The sequence below is a fragment of the Planococcus sp. ISL-110 genome, from assembly GCF_018613575.1.
In the GTDB taxonomy this organism is placed as follows: Bacteria; Bacillota; Bacilli; order Bacillales_A; family Planococcaceae; genus Planococcus.
The window spans coordinates 24,039-41,395 of sequence record NZ_JAGGPX010000011.1; the positions used below are offsets into that span (position 1 = coordinate 24,039).

Genomic DNA, 17,357 nt, shown 5'->3' on the forward strand with positions numbered 1-17,357 from the left:
CATCCTCTCTCAAACAAAAATTTAATCCCTTTCTAGTTTAGTCAACTATAGAAAAGAATACAATGAAAAAGAGAATAAGTATTTAATTCAAATACTTATTCTCTCGAAGATTTTTGACCTTTTCCGGAGTTACATCATTTCCGTTGGGATCAATCACTTTTACATTTTCAATTGTGCCGCGCATTGTTTTGCGGAAAGTCTGCAAGTATTCCTGGCGCAAAGAAGATTGCTCTTTCGCCTCTTCTTTCGATAAACCAGCAGTTTTTGATTTGCGTGACAGCTGATTTATTCGACTTAATTTGTCTGGAGGTAACATAGACATCCACCTTTCTTCCTTTCATATGGTACAAAAAAAGTCGGGTTTCTGCAATGTTTTAGTCTTTCATCAGCTTTTCATATTCCTTGTACCGACGATGGACTGTCGCTTTGCTTGCCTGATAGCCGAATCCTTGCAGCGTAACAGCGATTTCGCTGAAAGTCAGGCCATTGGTCTTCAAGCTCACAATCTGGTCAATGGGCAAATCCAAACGTTCCCGGCCATCCGGATTGCCTTTGCCTTTTAAGTTCTTCTCCGGTTTGTAGCCATTTTCTACAGCACGTTTCATGCCCCGTTTAATTTTGGCATTATGTATTTTACGTTGGTATTCTTCCACAATCGCCAAAATTTCAAGGACCATGTCATCCATGTCGTTCAGCGCGATAGGCCCTCGATCTGACAAAGTATAGACCTCTACGCCGTATTTCTTCATTACGTGCAAAAGCGCAATCCGGGCATGCCCCCTGCCTAAACGTGTTTCATCCTGAATAAAAACGGCATCGACTTTTTCTGCCTTGATGCTGTTCAGCATTTCAAGCAGCCCTTCGCGGTCCATTTCGTAACCACTGTGCTGATCAGCAAAAATGCCGCCCACTTTATAGGATTGTTCAAACGCAAATTTCATCAGCTCTTCTTCCTGTCTCTCAAGAGAAGATTCCTGTGTATCTTTGGTCGTGCTGACACGGCAATAAATTAATGCATTTTTCTTCATTCGGCATCACCTGCAAATTTAATCGTCTCATCAGGAGCAAATTTTAATTGGTCGCTGGGAATCTTAAGGGATTGCCCCGCGATAATTTTAGAAGTTGAAAGATTATTCTCTTTCATGATTTCCTCTATCCATTCATGATGGGGGGTTGTGCCGCTGAACGATTCAGCTAAAGTCCAGAGTGTGTCACCTTCTTCTATTTCAACTTGGCTCATCTGTGCACTTTTTGTATTATGGGACAGAATTGCATAAAAAGTAAATACCACGATTAAGGCAAAAAACACGATTAAGTAAGAATTTTGTCGGATGATTGTCAAGTAGATCTCCTCCTAAGAATAAGTGTTCGGAATGTATGTTCTCATACTAATGCGAACAGGTGTTTTTGTCAAGAATAAAATTCGAACCTATGTTTGCATTTCATTGCCCGAGTTGGTATACTATTGGTAGAAATTAAGTAGAATTACTCAAATGAGGTGAACCTGTTGAAAAAAGTATCGAAACGCCAAGAAGATATCCTGACGTTCATAAAAGAAGAAGTTCGCTTAAAAGGTTATCCACCGTCCGTTCGTGAAATTGGCGAAGCAGTTGGTCTTGCATCCAGCTCGACTGTACACGGCCACTTGGCACGCCTTGAAAGCAAAGGCCTGATCCGCCGCGATCCAACAAAACCGAGAGCAATTGAAGTAATCAGCACTGATGAAGCGCTTATTGATAAAAGTCCAGTTTTACATGTACCGTTGATCGGTAAAGTAACTGCCGGTATTCCAATTACCGCAATCGAAAATGTAGAAGAATACTTTCCTCTTCCTCAAAGCTACGGCACAGAGGATGACCATATCTTCATGTTGGAGATCATGGGCGAGAGTATGATTGAGGCTGGAATTCTAAACGGTGATTATGTAATTGTTAAACAGCAGCAAACCGCTAATAATGGTGATATCGTTGTAGCGATGACAGCTGAAGATGAAGCAACGGTGAAACGTTTCTTCCGTGAAGAAAATTATTTCCGTCTGCAGCCTGAAAACTCATCAATGGACCCAATCATCGTCGACCAGGTTTCCATTCTTGGGAAAGTCGTTGGAGTTTACCGCCAAATCCACTAAAAAAACACCGGGAAAATTTCCTGGTGTTTTTTGATTATATTTTTATTATGTAAACAAAATCGTTTGGTTATTGTTTGCTGCAACTAAAAGCTAAAATTACCGGAATTCGTTTTCTTCTTTTGTATTCCTCATCATCCTCGAAATATTGCCGTTTCGGCATGCCTTCCTGGAGTCCTGTGACAGTGAATCCTGCATTGGTTAAAGCCGTAAAATAGGTTTCAATAGTCCGGTGGTACTTAACCACTATTTTCTCGATCCACGGTTCCTGCCTTTCTCCTTCTTCAAAGTAATCATCTACAATCCAGCTGCCCCTTTTCTCCCTGGATTTTTTACTTTCAAAAGAGGATGTCGTCAGTGGGTGCTGAACACTGAAGACGAACTTTCCTTGGGACTTTAATGTTTTGTAGATATTTTTGAAGAGCTCTTCCACTTCGGGCAAATAATGAATTGCTAAACAGGAAGTAACCATGTCATAGCATTTCTCAGGATAATCGAATGATTCCATCGTGGCTAAAGTGATGCATCCATCCAAGCCCTCTAGGTTTTGAGCTGCCAGCCTGCCCATCCCTTCAGACCCTTCGACTCCATGGTAATAGAGCGCGCCGGACTCTAGAAGCTCTTTTCCGAATTGGGCATCTCCACATCCCAAATCCAGTATGCGCTGGTTTTAAAACGCTCCCAGCAGTTCATAGATCATCGGCTTTTCAATGCTGTTATTGGGGCTTTCAGTTCGATTCCTTCTGCGCAGAAAGTTCTCCAAAAAATCTTTTTCGTTATATGCACTTGGACCCGTGAATTTCATGTAACCCCTCCAAAGTCAGATTTATCAATTAATAATTCGGACTAAAAAAAGGGCTGCATAAGCAGCACCTTTCGTGCAGCTTATTGAGAAGAAGCCTTCTACAATTCGCTGACTTTTATATATTTAACTAAATTGATTGTAATTCGATATATATCGCCTGTTTCCGTATCGGAAATTTCATATGTGCCATTGGAAGGGATTTTGCTTAATGCCGACTCCTTGTCCACAGCCTGGACATTATGAATAATGGTATTGCCCTGATCAAAACTAAATTCTACTTGAAACGATTTCATGCAATGGCCTCCTTCATTCTATTTGCTTTGTCTTCGTGAATCAGTCTACCATATTTAAGGCTTTATTGCTGTTTGTATAATTCCTTATAGGCGATCACTTTAAGAGCCAGCAGTTCTTCTTCTGTCAAATCCTCTTCTAGTTTTTGAATTACTTCTTCTGGGGACATTGTACCGTCCTCAACTCCGGACTTCATTTTAGCCAAATCCGTTATTCCTACCTTTTTGATCACTGTACCTGCAGCATCAGCGGTTGTTTGGAACGGCAATGCTTCGCTCTCCTGTTCCGCAACCTGGGCTTGTTCTATGTATTCAAGCATCTGCGGATCATTTTCTACATACTCCACGATTTTTTCCATCTTGCCATTATTCCGCAGTTCTTCCGTCGCTCCCGCAACCAAACGATCTGCCGAAAAATCCGGACCTACGACATATACACCAATTCCCACGAATGAAAAGAGGATGAGGAAGATAAGTATTGTCATTAAAAAGCGCATAGCCGATCCCTCCTATGTTTTCAGATTAGTATAACAGTAGACGTATAAATGTGTATAATGTTACCAAAAAAAAAAAAAAAAAAAAGAAAACCCCGTTCCCAATTCTTTGCAGAACGGGAGCCGAGGCTCTTCCTTGTTTAAGTAAATTCATTTACTTCATCGTTGTTTCTGCTGCTCAGCAATCCACCAGTCTATGTGTTCCAAGTTAAAGATCACAATGTCCTGATATGCTTTGCGGTGCGGAATTTTTCTTCTTGACATCAAATCTGTAATCTGCTCTGCAGCCAACGGATAATTTACTGATTCCAAATAATCGATCAGACTAGCAAGACCTTGAATTTTCCTCAATTTAATCGCCTCCCACAAAATCTTCCTTTAAAAATACAAAGGAAAATTCAGTATGAGTTATTAAATATTTAGGCTGCACTTAATTATAACCCAAAATTTACTGCTGTAAACCATTTTCCGGCAGATTATTTTAATCTGCACTGCTGATACTTATTATCTGTGGTTGAAATTATATTGCTCGAGACGCAGGTAGAGTACACATATATAGTCCATTATTAACAATTCTCTTTTTCCCTACCCTTCTGTTTTTTTTCAAATCAAAAAAGCACTCTTAAAAAGGCGCTTTCGTCTATCCTTATTATTTTGCAGAGCCAGAATGGCATATCCTTGATCTTCACTGAAGTGCAAGTCACCATAAAGCTCATTTACGAGCCATTTCAGTATCTTCTCTCATTCAGGTTATGTAAATCTTCCACTTAGCTAACTCTTGTATTTCAAGAGTTCTTGTTCTCAAGACAATTCTATAAAATAGAACTGGCTGCCGCTCTTCCAGTTTTTTTCGCTTCTCACTGATCATTTCTTCCGACCATTTAAAAAACCGTTGAAGCTCAGAAGCTTCAACGGTTTGACTATTAATACATTTTCAAGTATTGCTCACGTTCCCAAGGGTGGACGCTTGTGCGGAACATGTCCCACTCAATTTCTTTCGCTTCGACGAAGTTGTTCAAAATATGTTCGCCTAACGCTTTAGTCATCACTTCATCTTCCTGCAATTCCTGAAGAGCCGAATACAAAGTGCCTGGCAAGTCTTTGATGCCGACTGCTTCGCGTTCTTTTCTTTTCATTGCATAGATGTTGCGGTCTACAGCATTTGGCGGAGTCAATTTTCTTCTGATTCCGTCAAGACCTGCACCAAGTAGTACAGCCATTGCTAAGTATGGGTTGGCTGCTGGATCGACAGAACGCACTTCAACACGTGTTGACAAACCGCGTGATGCCGGAATGCGGATCAATGGGCTTCTGTTTTGGCCAGACCAAGCGATGTAACAAGGAGCTTCGTAACCTGGAACCAAACGCTTATACGAGTTGACAAGCGGATTTGTAACAGCTGTAAAGCCTTGTGCGTGCTCAATGATGCCCGCGATGAATTGGTAAGCTGTTTCACTCAATTTCATGTCGCCGTCTTCATCAAGGAATGTATTGCGGTCTCCGTCAAACAAGGAAAGGTTCATGTGCATTCCTGAACCGTTGACGCCGAATAATGGCTTCGGCATGAAGGTTGCGTGAAGGCCGTGTTTGCGGGCAATCGTTTTAACAACCAATTTAAAGGTTTGGATATCGTCACATGCTTTGATCGCATCTGCGTATTTAAAGTCGATTTCGTGTTGTCCTGGTGCTACTTCGTGGTGGGAAGCTTCGATTTCAAAGCCCATTTCCTCCAACTCAAGTACGATGTCGCGTCGGCAGTTTTCGCCAAGGTCCATCGGTGCCAAGTCAAAATAGCCGCCGTGGTCATTCAACTCTAGAGACGGTTCGCCTCTTTCATCAAGTTTGAACAAGAAGAATTCAGGCTCTGGTCCAAGGTTGAAATGTGTAAATCCAAGCTCTTCCATTTCCTTCAATACACGCTTCAAGTTTGTACGTGGATCTCCAGCAAATGGCGTACCATCTGGGCTGTAGATATCACAGATTAAACGAGCGACTTTCCCTTTACCAGTAATCCATGGGAATACAACCCATGTATCAAGGTCAGGGAATAAATACATATCAGATTCTTCGATGCGTACAAACCCATCGATAGAAGATCCATCAAACATCATTTTATTATCGAGTGCTTTGTCCAACTGGGATGTCGGTATTTCAACGTTTTTAATGACCCCAAGAATATCTGTAAACTGTAGACGGATAAAATTTACGTTCTCTTCTTTTACTAATCGTTGAATATCTTCTTTTGAATACTTGCCCATGTTCTCTTCACTCTCCTATTATAATTGTATGTAAGCCCATTTCAATTAAAGAAACGGGATAAATCACTTTGTCTGAAGCCGCCCTTTTCAAGTGGACGGGCCTGGTGTTTCAACTCTTCGTGGAGCAGCTTGCGCAGTTCAGCGTCACTTAAGCTTTTTGGCTCTGCTTTTTCATTTTCTGGTGTTTCTCTTAAGTCGTATATTTTCTTAATGCCAGCCATGTTGAGCCCTTGATCTAGGTAATCCTTGATTTCGAGCAGGGTATCGACATCATTCAACGAAAACATACGCTTATTGCCTTCTGTTCGGGCAGGGCTGATTAAATCATGCTCTTCGTAATAACGAATTTGTCTTGCAGTCAATTCCGTCAGCTGCATCACAATGCTGATTGGAAGAAGCGGCATTGTCCGTCGCACCCGGTTCGTCATAAGTTTCACCCATTTCAAATAATTGCTACTATTACATTATATCTAATGTCAGGTTCTTTGTCAAACACATGTTAAGTTTTCTAACATTAAAAAATCCCGCACAATAAATGCGGGGAGAAGTTTAAATTAATTTCATTTTTTTTAAGGTATCAATCGAATTCAGTACAGCAATTTTCACATGCTCATACGTAAGGCCGCCTTGGACAAATGCTGTGTAAGGCGGACGGATTGGGCCATCAGCTGTCAGCTCAATGCTGGACCCTTGCACAAATGTTCCGGCAGCCATGATGACATCGTCCTCATAGCCAGGCATATATGCGGGTTCAGGCTTGAATTGTGCATTGACTGGTGAGCTTGCCTGTATTGTTTGGCAAAAAGCAATCATTTGTTCAGCGGTTTGAAACGACACGGATTGAATCAAATCTGTTCGCTTGTCGCTCCAATGAGGAGTAGTTGCCATTCCGGTATCTTCCAGGAGTGCCGAAGTGAAAATCGCCCCTTTTAATGCTTGAGAAACAATATGCGGAGCCATAAAAAATCCCTGGTACATATCAGGCAGTGCATTAAGCGAAGCTCCTGCTTCTCCTCCTATACCCGGCGAGGTCATGCGGTAACCACATTTTTCGATTAAATCTTTTCTGCCAGCTATGTAGCCGCCGATTTTCGCCAGGCCGCCGCCGGGATTTTTTATAAGTGAGCCGGCAATCAGATCTGCCCCCACTTCGATCGGCTCTTGTTTTTCTACAAACTCGCCGTAGCAATTGTCCACAAAAATGATGGCGTCCGGTTTCAGGAGGCGAATCTTTGTGACCATCTCTCCGATTTCTGCCACCGTAAAGGAAGGACGTGTGTCGTAGCCTCTTGAGCGCTGAATGGCAATGACTTTTGTTTTGCTGCTGATTGCCTGTTCAGCTGCAGGCCAATCGATGTTATTATCAGCATTCAACTCCGTGTGCTGGTAACTGATGCCGAAATCCTTTAGCGATCCGGTATCCTTTTCGCCACCGGACACGATAGAATCGAGTGTGTCATAGGGTTTTCCTGTAAGGTACAGCAATTCATCCCCCGGGCGCAGCAAACCAAACAAAGAAATCGTGATTGCGTGGGTTCCAGAGATGATCTGCGGACGCACGAGTGCAGCCTCAGCTTTAAAAACATCAGCATAAACGCGTTCAAGCGTATCGCGCCCTTCGTCATCATAGCCATAGCCCGTCGATGGGTTGAAATGGTGGTCGCTGACCCGCTGGTTTTGGAAAGCATCTAATACTTTCTTCTGGTTTACATATGCAATTTCATCCGCCAGCTGCAATTGCTCCTGAATGGTTTCTTCTATTGTTTTTATCGTAGTAAACATGTAATTCTCCATTCTCTTGAACTTCTCTTCCTATTATGCGCCATGACTTGAAATAGCGTCAAATTCTGATACAATTCATAGAGTTGTATGTTAAGGAGGAATAGGCCATGGCTTGGGAAGTACTGAGCGCCATCGGTACGATTGCTTTTGCAGTATCTGGCGCGATCATCGCCATGGAAGAAGAATACGATATTTTTGGCGTGTACCTTCTCGGCGTTGTCACCGCCTTTGGCGGCGGTGCTATAAGAAATTTATTGATTGGAGTCCCTGTTTCGGCGCTGTGGGAACAAGAATTCATGTTTCAGCTTGCCTTCATCTCGATTACGGTCGTCTTCCTGTTTCCACATAAATTGCTTGGCCATTGGAATCGCTGGGGCTACTTTTTTGATGCCATCGGTTTGTCGGCATTTGCGGTCCAAGGTGCCATCTTTGCCGTTGAATTGGAGTTGCCGCTCTTTGCAATTATTGTGGCAGCGGTATTAACAGGTTCAGGCGGAGGAATCATCCGCGACCTGCTGGCTGGGCGTAAACCGCTTGTTTTGAAATCGGAAATCTATGCTGTCTGGGCCGCACTGGCAGGGTTGTTTATCAGCTATGATTTAGCTGACTCCGATTTCATGCTATATTCCTTGTTCATTCTGATTACGATCCTGCGAATTTTATCCTATACCTTCAACTGGAGATTGCCGATCCGCAAAATCCAGATATCTTAGGAGGAGCGCTGAAGCTCGAATAATAGTTAAAAAGTCAACACCTTAAAGCTAAAAACAGACCACTCGGAGTTTTCTTCCAAGTGGTCTGTTTTTTTATACTTATGCGATTGTTTCGCCGTTCCAGGCAGTCATGCCACCCTCGACATTGACTGTATTGATGCTATTTGACTCTAAAATACCACAGGCCATTTCACTGCGGCGGCCCGCGCGACAGACCATATGATATTCTTTTCCTGCATCCAGTTCCCCGATGCGTTCTCCCACTTCACCAAGAGGGATGTGTTTAGCTCCAGGAATCATCCCTGCAGCCACCTCATCCTCCTCGCGAACGTCGATGATGTTCAATTCTTCTCCAGCTTCTACTCGTTTTTGCAGTTCATCTGCTGTAATAGTTTTCATGAATACCCCTCCTGAATTTAAATCCTATTCACCTGAAAATGCTATACCGCCCAAAGCCAACTGTCAACTAGAAAAGCGCAAGCAGCCGTTTAGATTTGACGGGCATAAGACACACTGGCGAAGCGGCATTTTTTGCCGCACAGCCAGAGTGGCTTATGACCCTAGAATCTGGCTGCTGGAGCTGGACACAGAAAAGCGCAAGCGCTCGTGTTTGTCCCGACAAGCGCTGGAAGCCGTGCCGGCAATGGCTGAAGCGACTCGAGGGATTGGGCGGCGGAGCTGGACACAGAAAAGCGCAAGCACCCGTTTAGATTTGACGGGCATAAGACGCGCCGTGCTTCCGGTCAGATCCATTTAAAAAACCGGACTGCATTTGCAGTCCGGAACCTGTTTATTCTTCGTGCTCGATCGCCACAGCTTTTGCCGGAGAAAATGTCGAAATGGCATGCTTATAGATTAATTGCTGCTTGCCTTCAGTCTCGACCAGCACCGTAAAATTATCATAGGATTTAATGGTTCCTTTTAGTTGGAAGCCATTAAGTAAAAAGACAGTAACATAAATATTATTTTTACGAAGCTGATTTAAATAGACATCCTGGATATTGATCGGTTTCATATAAATCCCCCTATTTCTCTACTTGTGTTTGATTTGCCATCAGTTTACCAATTCGACAGTTTCTGTCATTTCCCTGCATGAAGTCGGTTATTTTCTGGAGATTCTTTTCCGGATCCGCAAGTGCATCAATCCAAAAAATCGGCAGTTTGTTCTTAAAATAGGTAAACTGCCTTTTTGCGTATTTCCGCGAGTTCTGTTTGAGCTTTGCGACCGCTTCCTCAAGGCTCCCCGATCCATCGAGATAGGCATAAATCTCTCTATACCCAATGGCCTGGATTGACTGCACTTCTCGGATGCCCCTTTGCCGCAAGGCCTCTGCTTCTTCGATCAAACCGCGTTCAATCATGGCATCTACACGCTGATTGATGCGTTCATATAGAATTCCTCTTGGAATATCCAATCCGATGATCACTTCATTATACATTGGCGATAACGCAAGCTCCCGGTCGCCTTTTTCCTGGTCGCTGCTCATCAGAATTTCAACTGCACGTACGACCCGCCTCGTGTTATTGGGGTGGATCTCCGATTTTGGATCCAGCTCCATCAATTTTTGGTGCATCCGCTCAGGACCGAATTCATCCAGCTCTTTATGCAAGCTGTCACGCAAATATTGGTCAACAGGTTCGACCGAGAAGCGGTAATCGAACAGCACTGCCTGGACATAAAGACCTGATCCGCCAACAATGATCGGCAGCTTGCCGCGGGAACGGATGTCGGTTATTTTCTCCCGTACCAGCTTCTGGTATTCAGCTACCGAAAAACTTTCATCCGGTTCTTTAATGTCCAATAGATGATGGGGTATCCCCGCCATTTCTTCCGGCAAGATTTTTGCCGTCCCAATTGTCATGTCCCGGTAAATCTGCATGGAATCGCCATTGATGATTTCACCATCCAACCGTTTGGCTAATTCGAGGCTCAATGCTGTTTTGCCGGAGGCAGTCGGGCCAACAATGGCCACTACATCAATCATTTCCGCACATCCAATCGCCGATTCGCTCAAAATGGGACTGGCGATCGATTTCATTCAACAATTCGTGCCGTCCCTGTTCTGCAAGATGGACTTTGACATGTTCCATTCCGGCATCAGCAAACTGGTTAGCAGAACTGAATACCCCTTTGCCATTATTGCCAACAGGATCCATGGACCCACTAATCAGCAGGACCGGCAAGTTTTTCCGTATTTTGGCGATTTCCGCCGATTTATTGATGACGGCAAGCCCTGAGAACAAATCGATGTAAAATTGGTTAGTCGACTCAAAACCGCACCACGGATCGGCTTCATATTTCGCGACTTCCTCTTTATCCCTAGTCAGCCAGGCATAGGAGGAACCCTCCTCCATGAAGGATTTGCTAAAGCGGCCAAAAGTCAGTAGTCTAAGTGTTTTACTGGTTTGCTGCTTGCCCTGCGTTTTCGCTGATGCGACAGCTATAGCCAAACCAAGTTTCCCTGAAGTGCCGGGATCTCCGCTTGTGCCGGATAAAACCACACGGCTGATGTCTTCGCTGTGCAATTGCATATAGCGGCGGGCTATGAATGACCCCATGCTGTGGCCGAATAAAATTAGCGGCAGTTTGCCGGTCGCCTGCTGCGCTTCCGTAATGACTGTGTGGGCATCCTCGACCACCCGTTTAAAGCCGTCATGATCTGCGAAATAGCCCAGCATACCGTTGCGTTCTGCTGTTTTGCCATGTCCTCGCTGGTCATGGGCAGATACAATAAAGCCGAGTGATGTCAAATACTCCACGAATTCTGTATATCGGCCAATATGCTCCGCCATTCCATGGATGATATGGACATGTCCAATCGGGCTTGGCGGCTCGTAGCGTTCATAATAGAGTTTGTGTCCATCAGAGACACGCATATAATCTTTGCTCACCTGCATTCTCCATACCCCTCCCTACTGAGTCGATTCACCTATTCTATACTAATACCCAAAACTCTTTGGGCTAAGCCATCGAAAGGTTAATTCATCACGCGTTTGAACATCTTTTCAACATCATAAGTTTTAAAATGAATGATAACTGGGCGTCCATGCGGACAAGTGAAAGGCTGTTCCGCTTTTTTTAAATCCGCCAGCAGCTGTTCCATGTCCTGCTTCTGCAGGAAATGGTTGGCTTTGATCGACCGCTTGCAGCTCATCATAATGGCCGCATCTTCGCGCAGTTTTTTGATATCCACTTTTCGTTCATTCAGAACTTGCTCGATCAAATCCTCGACAACTTCCTGTTCAAAGCCTTTTGGAAACCAAGTCGGATATTCCCGGACAATAAATGAAGTATCACCGAATTCTTCAAGAAATACGCCGCTGTCAGACAAAACATCCAGATTATCTTTTAGCCTTAGCGCTTCGTCTCGGCTGTAATGAAAGGTCAATGGCAAGAGTAGGGATTGCCGTTCATTGCCGTCGATGTCCCCAACTTTTTCACGAAAATACTCGTATTTGATGCGCTCTTGTGCTGCGTGCTGATCAACCAGGTAAAAGCCATCATTGCTTTGCGCCACAATATAGGTGCCGTGAATTTGGCCCACTACTTCCAGTTCTGGGAATTGCGGACTGTCATCCCTTTCCGGCTGTTCAATACGCGGCAGACCCTCATCAAATGGCACTGGATTGGACTGACCAGGTTCCAGCCCCTTTTCAACCGGCTGCTCGTGCCAGTCTTCTGCCGAATCATCTGGCAATGGCTGCTTTGGTTCCTGGACCGTGAACGAGCTTTTCCACAGATCCAATTGTTTGGTCGGCGCTTGCTTGACCGGCTTTGGCTTATCGATGATGGGGGCACGAACCACCGTGCTGATGGTCTGCCTGATGGTCTCATGGATCAATGCCATCAATTCTTTTTCTTTGCTTAAACGGATCTGCTGTTTGGACGGATGCACGTTAACGTCCGTCAAGTAGGGATCGCCTTTGATATTCAATACGACAATTGGCTGCCGCTCGAGCGGCAAAAAGGTATGGTAGGCCTTATGCACCGTATTGGCAATGGCATAATGCTTGACCCAACGGCCGTTGACGAATAGGGAAATGTAGTTTTTATTGGCCCGGGTGATTTCAGGAAGCGATGCATAACCCGAAACCTTATAATCATGCGACTGCCCTTCAAAAGGGATCATTTTCTTAGCTATCGCCACTCCGTATATATCCGCCAGCACACGTTTGATTTCTCCGCTGCCGGATGTTTGCAGAATGGTTCTGCCATCGTGGGTCAATTTAAAAGCGGTGCCAGGATAACTCAGCGCAAACCGATTCAACAGATCAATCGTATGGCCAAGCTCCGTCTGCAGCGTTTTCATGTATTTCAAGCGCGCGGGTGTGTTGAAGAACAATTGATCGATTTTGATATCCGTCCCTTTTCTAAGAGATCCGGCACGATGCTCAGTCATGCGCCCGCCTTCCATCTGCACAAATGTGCCACTCTCCCCATCTGATGTGTGCAAGGTCACTTTGGAGACCGAGGCGATACTGGCCAGTGCTTCTCCGCGGAACCCAAGCGTTCGGATCCGGAACAGATCGTGTTCATTGGCGATTTTACTGGTGGCGTGGCGGGAAAATGACAACAACGCATCGTCGGCATCCATGCCAGCACCATTATCGATGATTTGGATGGATGTCAATCCGGCTTCAATCAGCAGCACTTCGATTGCCGTGCTTCCAGCATCGATGGCATTTTCCACCAATTCTTTGACGACTGACGTCGGCCGTTCCACCACTTCACCAGCGGCTATTTTATTGGATAGAGGTTCGTCCATCAATCGAATGATGCCCATGGTCTCACTCCTTATTGGTTAGCTTTTGCTGCAGGTCGTTAAGCATCTGCAACGCTTGAAGCGGAGTCATCGCGGATACTTCAACATCCGTGATGGCCTGCAGGATTTCATCTTTTTCCGTGTCTGTTTCATCAAAAAACGATAACTGTTCAATCGTTTTAGGCTGCTGCTTTTTATCTTCTTCAAAGGTTTTTAGCAATTCACGCGCACGCGCCAATATCGGTTCCGGCAAATTCGCCAGCTCGGCGACGTGTATTCCGTAGCTTTTATCAGCTGGGCCTTTTTTCACTTTATGCAAAAAGACCACTTTTCCCGATTGTTCCATTGCCGCTACGTGGACATTGTGAAGGTTGTCGAGTGAGCCTTCCAATGCCGTCAGCTCATGGTAATGTGTTGAAAACAGCGTGTTGGCACCGATCTCTTTATGGATGTATTCGATCATCGACTGGGCGAGCGCCATGCCGTCATAAGTCGAAGTTCCGCGGCCAATTTCATCAAATAATAATAAGCTGTTTTTGGTTGCGTGGGTAATGGCATACTGCGACTCGAGCATTTCGACCATAAACGTACTTTGTCCAGAAACCAGGTCATCGGCTGCTCCGATGCGGGTGAATATCTGGTCGACAATCGGCAGGTTCGCCGATTCTGCAGGCACGTAACTGCCGATTTGCGCCAGCACAATCGTCAACGCCACTTGCCGCATATACGTACTTTTACCGGACATGTTCGGCCCGGTGATCAACAGCATGTTCTGGCCTTCCGCGAGGACACAGTCATTCGGTACGTAATGCTGCTTATTGAGCATTTTTTCCACGACCGGATGACGTCCTTCTATAATCGTTATTTCATTTAGATCGTTAAACTCGGGTTTCACAAACCGGTATTTTTCCGCCACGTTGGCAAAACTCAAAAAGACATCCAGTCCGCTGAGCGATGAAGCCAGGCGCTGAATACGAGAAATATACTGCTTGACTTCGTCCCTGATGGCTACAAACAAATCGTATTCAAGCGACAAGCTTTCTTCTTCAGCTGTTAAGATCAACGCTTCTTTTTCCTTCAGCTCCGGTGTGGTATAACGTTCGGCATTGGCCAAAGTCTGCTTCCGGTCATAGCGCTCTAAATCCGCTAAATGCATGTTTGCTTTAGACATTTCAATATAATAGCCAAAAATGCGGTTATAGCCGATTTTCAAGGTTTTGACGCCGGTCAATTTGCGCTCTTTCTGTTCAAGCTCCGCAATCCAGTCTTTGCCGTTGCGTGAAGCATCCCGGTATTCATCCAGCTGCTGATGGAATCCATCACGGATGACGCCGCCTTCTTTCGAAGACAGTGGAGGGTTTTCACTGATGGCCTGCAGCAACTCACAGACCTCGATACAGCGGTCCAGTTTTCCGCTGAATTCCAGCAATGCCGGATGGCCGGAATTGGCCAGTTCTTCAATGAGCACCGGTACTTTCAACAGCGAACTCCGAAGCTGCGCTAAATCGCGTCCACTGGCGCTGCCAAAGGCGATGCGCCCGGATAGGCGTTCAAGGTCATAGACTTCCTTCAACAGCCCTTGAAGCTCCACACGCACGAAATACTGATCGATCAAAGCCGCCACCATTTGTTGGCGTTCTTCGATCATGCGCTTGTTCGCCAAGGGTTGATGCAGCCATTGCTTTAGTTTCCGGCTGCCCATCGCCGTTACGGTTTCATCCAAAAGCCACAGTAGCGTCCCTTTTGTTTCGGCACCGCGAATCGACTGCAGCAATTCCAGGTTGCGCTTCGAATGGAAATCAATGCTCAATAGCTGATTGTTTTCCTTATAGGCAAAGGCCTGGATATGGTCCAGTGATTGCTTTTGTGTACGGGAAATATACGTCAACAAACGCTGGCAGCTCACCTGCAGATCTTCAGGGCAGGCCGCGACTTGCGCCGGCGCTACTGGATAGGCATTTTCCATCGTTTCGATGGACAACACCAAATCCTGTTCTTCTTCAGTCAGCAATAAAAACAATTGCTCCGAAACTACCAGCTCTCGGATATTCAAAGATTGCAGCTCCTGCAGCAGGGCCTTTTCCGTTCCCATTATGTATGTCGCTGTCGCTTCCCCCGTGCTGATATCAATGTAGGATAACCCAAATCCATCTGCTAGTTCGTCGGCAGCCGCTAAAAATACATTCGATTTGGAATCGACGCTTTTGCCTTCCGTATGCGTCCCTGGAGTAACGAGGCGCACTACTTCACGCTTGACGACGCCTTTGGCCGTTTTCGGATCTTCTACTTGTTCACAGATGGCCACTTTATGGCCTTTTAAGATCAATTGATCGATATAGTTTTTCGCTGCATGATGGGGAACACCGCACATTGGAATCCGGTCATCCCCAGTTCCACCACGGCTCGTCAACGTAATTTCTAAAATTTGCGATGCGTTGACCGCATCATCATAAAACAACTCATAAAAATCGCCCATCCGGAAAAATAGAAACGCGTCCAAGTATTCGGACTTTACTTGAAAATATTGTTGCATCATCGGTGTCGGTGCCATTATAAAACCTCTTTCAAATCGATTCGTCGTTTCTCCATTATACCAAACATCAAAGCGGAAAAGAAAAAACTGAAAGAGCTTTGGCTCTTTCAGTTTAATGCTGTTGGGAACATTTTAGTTTTTGCTTTTTATTCAGCTGAGCGGCCGTTTCCGCTTTTCTATTTATCCGCAGCTTCCTGGTTTGTCGTTGCGGACTTTTGATCCGGTTTCGCCGCGCAGCAAGTCGCCGCCTGTTTCGTTGATGATGTTGTTCGTTACCTGATTGGCAATGGCTGTTGAAACCATCTGCAATAGGGAATTGACATCGCTCTGGGATTGCTTGAATTCCTGGACGATCGGAACAGCGTCGATTTCTTCTTCGATTTTGGCGATTTTGCCTTCAATCAAAGTTAATGCCCGTTCTTTGCCGTATGCCTGGAAGTTGACTGCTTGCTTTTGCAGGCTCTTCAAGCTGGCGATTTTTTCGCGGATTTGCTGATTTTCATTAATTTGTGCTTCTGCACGCTTAAAGAAATCCACTTCTTCTGTTGCTGCGATCATATCTGCTACTTCGCGCGCTTTTGCGACGATTTCTTGTTTTGTATACGTCATTTTTCGACACCCACTTCTTGGTCTGAGACGACTTCTATAAGTTCACCGTTCAACGACCATTTTTTAGTTTCAGTAAATCTGACTGCTCGATAAAGTGCACACGTAAATAGCTGCTCACCGTGGTTTCATGTTGCTACCGAACCTGATTGTACAGGTAAATGGATATCATCGACAAGATTTCCGCCTTGCACAAGCACTGGAATCAATCCATCCACGGATAATTGTGTCGGGCTGATGATAAATCAGTTGCATAGAATATCAATTCCTCTGAAGTTCATTCATGAAAACCTTTCAAACGATACTTCATTATACTGAAAACCGTACATGTTCTACAAGGCGTCAGTCCTAATTGTCGAAGTTTCGTCAAAAAGCTTCCCTTTTAACCTTGGAATGGGTAATCCTCATTGATGTAAACCCGTTCAAAAGCTATTGCTTTTCCAGTTTGGTCGTCCACTTCGGTGAAAAACCCACTGACCACAGAACGGCCACGCTTAGGCACTTCAAAACGTGTCGGCATATTTGTCTTGAACCGGTATAACACGGCTTCTTTGTTCATTCCGAGAATTTCATCATAAGGTCCCGTCATTCCGACGTCCGAGATGTACGCTGTGCCATTTGGCAAAATACGCGCATCGGCTGTTTGAACATGTGTATGGGTTCCGACTACGACAGAAGCCCGGCCATCCAAATGCCAGCCCATGGCGATTTTTTCACTGGTGGCTTCCGCATGGAAATCCACAAACACCAATGGTGAAATTGCTTTGGCTTCTGCTATAAGCTCGTCTGCTTTCTGGAATGGATCCTCATGCGGCGGCAGGAAAACACGGCCGTGCAGATTAATAACCGATAAGGTTTTGTCATTTTTGGTCACAGTGGCCATGCCGCGCCCTGGCGCTTCATCCGAAAAGTTTGCGGGACGGATCAAATAATCCACTTCATCGATAAAATCAAAAATCTCTTTCTGGTCCCATGTATGATTTCCCAT

At 45.1% G+C, this 17,357-nt stretch carries 19 protein-coding genes and 1 pseudogene; 2 read left to right on the plus strand and 18 right to left on the minus strand.

The features are described from left to right. Positions 1–82: 82 nt before the first annotated feature. From J7I83_RS05985 to yneA, 3 genes are read right to left on the minus strand one after another with little or no spacing between them, the layout of a single operon-like run. Positions 83–316 (minus strand): DUF896 domain-containing protein, encoded by a 234-nt coding sequence (locus J7I83_RS05985; RefSeq protein WP_215100107.1) that lies wholly within the window; start codon positions 314–316, stop codon positions 83–85. A gap of 58 nt (positions 317–374) precedes the next feature. After that, positions 375–1,028: a YneB family resolvase-like protein gene (locus tag J7I83_RS05990; RefSeq protein WP_215099789.1), complete on the minus strand. Its 654-nt coding sequence runs from the start codon at positions 1,026–1,028 to the stop codon at positions 375–377. Continuing rightward, entirely contained in the window at positions 1,025–1,342 is a 318-nt protein-coding gene (yneA, locus tag J7I83_RS05995; protein ID WP_215099790.1) for a cell division suppressor protein YneA, read from the minus strand. Before yneA ends, J7I83_RS05990 begins: the two co-directional genes overlap by 4 nt. 165 nt (positions 1,343–1,507) lie before the next feature. Here yneA and lexA point away from each other — a divergent pair, with 165 nt between their 5' ends. Continuing rightward, positions 1,508–2,128, plus strand: coding sequence for a transcriptional repressor LexA (gene lexA / locus J7I83_RS06000; protein ID WP_215099791.1), 621 nt, complete (start codon positions 1,508–1,510; stop codon positions 2,126–2,128). A gap of 67 nt (positions 2,129–2,195) precedes the next feature. Here the strand turns inward: lexA and J7I83_RS06005 are convergent. From J7I83_RS06005 to J7I83_RS06035, 7 genes and pseudogenes are all read right to left on the minus strand, one after another. After that, positions 2,196–2,930: pseudogene (locus tag J7I83_RS06005) on the minus strand (class I SAM-dependent methyltransferase). A 98-nt stretch (positions 2,931–3,028) separates the two neighbouring features. Continuing rightward, positions 3,029–3,223 (minus strand): hypothetical protein, encoded by a 195-nt coding sequence (locus J7I83_RS06010; RefSeq protein WP_215099792.1) that lies wholly within the window; start codon positions 3,221–3,223, stop codon positions 3,029–3,031. A 62-nt stretch (positions 3,224–3,285) separates the two neighbouring features. Then, positions 3,286–3,717 carry a hypothetical protein gene (locus J7I83_RS06015; RefSeq protein WP_215099793.1) on the minus strand — a complete coding sequence of 144 codons (432 nt, stop codon included), beginning with the start codon at positions 3,715–3,717 and terminating at the stop codon, positions 3,286–3,288. A gap of 156 nt (positions 3,718–3,873) precedes the next feature. After that, positions 3,874–4,065: a hypothetical protein gene (locus J7I83_RS06020; protein ID WP_215099794.1), complete on the minus strand. Its 192-nt coding sequence runs from the start codon at positions 4,063–4,065 to the stop codon at positions 3,874–3,876. Between the two features lie 572 nt (positions 4,066–4,637). Then, positions 4,638–5,972: a type I glutamate--ammonia ligase gene (gene glnA / locus J7I83_RS06025; RefSeq protein ID WP_215099795.1), complete on the minus strand. Its 1,335-nt coding sequence runs from the start codon at positions 5,970–5,972 to the stop codon at positions 4,638–4,640. Between the two features lie 41 nt (positions 5,973–6,013). Beyond that, positions 6,014–6,400, minus strand: coding sequence for a MerR family transcriptional regulator (locus J7I83_RS06030; protein WP_215099796.1), 387 nt, complete (start codon positions 6,398–6,400; stop codon positions 6,014–6,016). 121 nt (positions 6,401–6,521) lie between these two features. Next, on the minus strand, positions 6,522–7,754 hold the full coding sequence (locus J7I83_RS06035; protein ID WP_215099797.1) for a methionine gamma-lyase family protein: 1,233 nt from the start codon (positions 7,752–7,754) through the stop codon (positions 6,522–6,524). A gap of 107 nt (positions 7,755–7,861) precedes the next feature. Here J7I83_RS06035 and J7I83_RS06040 point away from each other — a divergent pair, with 107 nt between their 5' ends. Continuing rightward, complete coding sequence (locus J7I83_RS06040) at positions 7,862–8,467, plus strand: trimeric intracellular cation channel family protein (protein ID WP_215099798.1); 606 nt, start codon at positions 7,862–7,864, stop codon at positions 8,465–8,467. Between the two features lie 99 nt (positions 8,468–8,566). Here J7I83_RS06040 and J7I83_RS06045 read toward each other — a convergent pair whose 3' ends face one another. The 8 genes from J7I83_RS06045 to J7I83_RS06080 all read right to left on the minus strand — a co-directional run. Continuing rightward, positions 8,567–8,866, minus strand: a complete 300-nt coding sequence (locus tag J7I83_RS06045) for a rhodanese-like domain-containing protein (RefSeq protein ID WP_215099799.1) — start codon at positions 8,864–8,866, stop codon at positions 8,567–8,569. Positions 8,867–9,257: 391 nt separating this feature from the next. After that, complete coding sequence (hfq, locus tag J7I83_RS06050; protein ID WP_146556690.1) at positions 9,258–9,482, minus strand: RNA chaperone Hfq; 225 nt, start codon at positions 9,480–9,482, stop codon at positions 9,258–9,260. A gap of 10 nt (positions 9,483–9,492) precedes the next feature. Continuing rightward, positions 9,493–10,452, minus strand: a complete 960-nt coding sequence (miaA, locus tag J7I83_RS06055; protein ID WP_215099800.1) for a tRNA (adenosine(37)-N6)-dimethylallyltransferase MiaA — start codon at positions 10,450–10,452, stop codon at positions 9,493–9,495. Further along, positions 10,445–11,365: an alpha/beta hydrolase gene (locus J7I83_RS06060; RefSeq protein WP_215099801.1), complete on the minus strand. Its 921-nt coding sequence runs from the start codon at positions 11,363–11,365 to the stop codon at positions 10,445–10,447. Before J7I83_RS06060 ends, miaA begins: the two co-directional genes overlap by 8 nt. Positions 11,366–11,445: 80 nt before the next feature. After that, positions 11,446–13,251 (minus strand): DNA mismatch repair endonuclease MutL, encoded by a 1,806-nt coding sequence (gene mutL / locus J7I83_RS06065; protein ID WP_215099802.1) that lies wholly within the window; start codon positions 13,249–13,251, stop codon positions 11,446–11,448. Positions 13,252–13,255: 4 nt separating this feature from the next. Next, positions 13,256–15,781, minus strand: coding sequence for a DNA mismatch repair protein MutS (gene mutS / locus J7I83_RS06070; protein WP_251047491.1), 2,526 nt, complete (start codon positions 15,779–15,781; stop codon positions 13,256–13,258). Between the two features lie 162 nt (positions 15,782–15,943). After that, positions 15,944–16,372: a YlbF/YmcA family competence regulator gene (locus tag J7I83_RS06075; RefSeq protein ID WP_215099803.1), complete on the minus strand. Its 429-nt coding sequence runs from the start codon at positions 16,370–16,372 to the stop codon at positions 15,944–15,946. Positions 16,373–16,751: 379 nt separating this feature from the next. Beyond that, positions 16,752–17,357: TIGR00282 family metallophosphoesterase (locus tag J7I83_RS06080; protein WP_215099804.1), on the minus strand; the 606-nt coding region annotated here is incomplete at its 5' end.

What these genes read in the sequence shown, in the direction of transcription:
- J7I83_RS05985 (WP_215100107.1), bottom strand. Translation starts at nt 316, where the DNA reads ATGTTACCTCCAGACAAATTAAGTCGAATAAATCAGCTGTCACGCAAA.
- J7I83_RS05990 (WP_215099789.1), bottom strand. Translation starts at nt 1,028, where the DNA reads ATGAAGAAAAATGCATTAATTTATTGCCGTGTCAGCACGACCAAAGAT.
- J7I83_RS06010 (WP_215099792.1), bottom strand. Translation starts at nt 3,223, where the DNA reads ATGAAATCGTTTCAAGTAGAATTTAGTTTTGATCAGGGCAATACCATT.
- J7I83_RS06015 (WP_215099793.1), bottom strand. Translation starts at nt 3,717, where the DNA reads ATGCGCTTTTTAATGACAATACTTATCTTCCTCATCCTCTTTTCATTC.
- glnA (WP_215099795.1), bottom strand. Translation starts at nt 5,972, where the DNA reads ATGGGCAAGTATTCAAAAGAAGATATTCAACGATTAGTAAAAGAAGAG.
- J7I83_RS06030 (WP_215099796.1), bottom strand. Translation starts at nt 6,400, where the DNA reads ATGACGAACCGGGTGCGACGGACAATGCCGCTTCTTCCAATCAGCATT.
- J7I83_RS06035 (WP_215099797.1), bottom strand. Translation starts at nt 7,754, where the DNA reads ATGTTTACTACGATAAAAACAATAGAAGAAACCATTCAGGAGCAATTG.
- J7I83_RS06040 (WP_215099798.1), top strand. Translation starts at nt 7,862, where the DNA reads ATGGCTTGGGAAGTACTGAGCGCCATCGGTACGATTGCTTTTGCAGTA.
- J7I83_RS06045 (WP_215099799.1), bottom strand. Translation starts at nt 8,866, where the DNA reads ATGAAAACTATTACAGCAGATGAACTGCAAAAACGAGTAGAAGCTGGA.
- hfq (WP_146556690.1), bottom strand. Translation starts at nt 9,482, where the DNA reads ATGAAACCGATCAATATCCAGGATGTCTATTTAAATCAGCTTCGTAAA.
- miaA (WP_215099800.1), bottom strand. Translation starts at nt 10,452, where the DNA reads ATGATTGATGTAGTGGCCATTGTTGGCCCGACTGCCTCCGGCAAAACA.
- J7I83_RS06060 (WP_215099801.1), bottom strand. Translation starts at nt 11,365, where the DNA reads ATGCAGGTGAGCAAAGATTATATGCGTGTCTCTGATGGACACAAACTC.
- mutL (WP_215099802.1), bottom strand. Translation starts at nt 13,251, where the DNA reads ATGGGCATCATTCGATTGATGGACGAACCTCTATCCAATAAAATAGCC.
- mutS (WP_251047491.1), bottom strand. Translation starts at nt 15,781, where the DNA reads ATGGCACCGACACCGATGATGCAACAATATTTTCAAGTAAAGTCCGAA.
- J7I83_RS06075 (WP_215099803.1), bottom strand. Translation starts at nt 16,372, where the DNA reads ATGACGTATACAAAACAAGAAATCGTCGCAAAAGCGCGCGAAGTAGCA.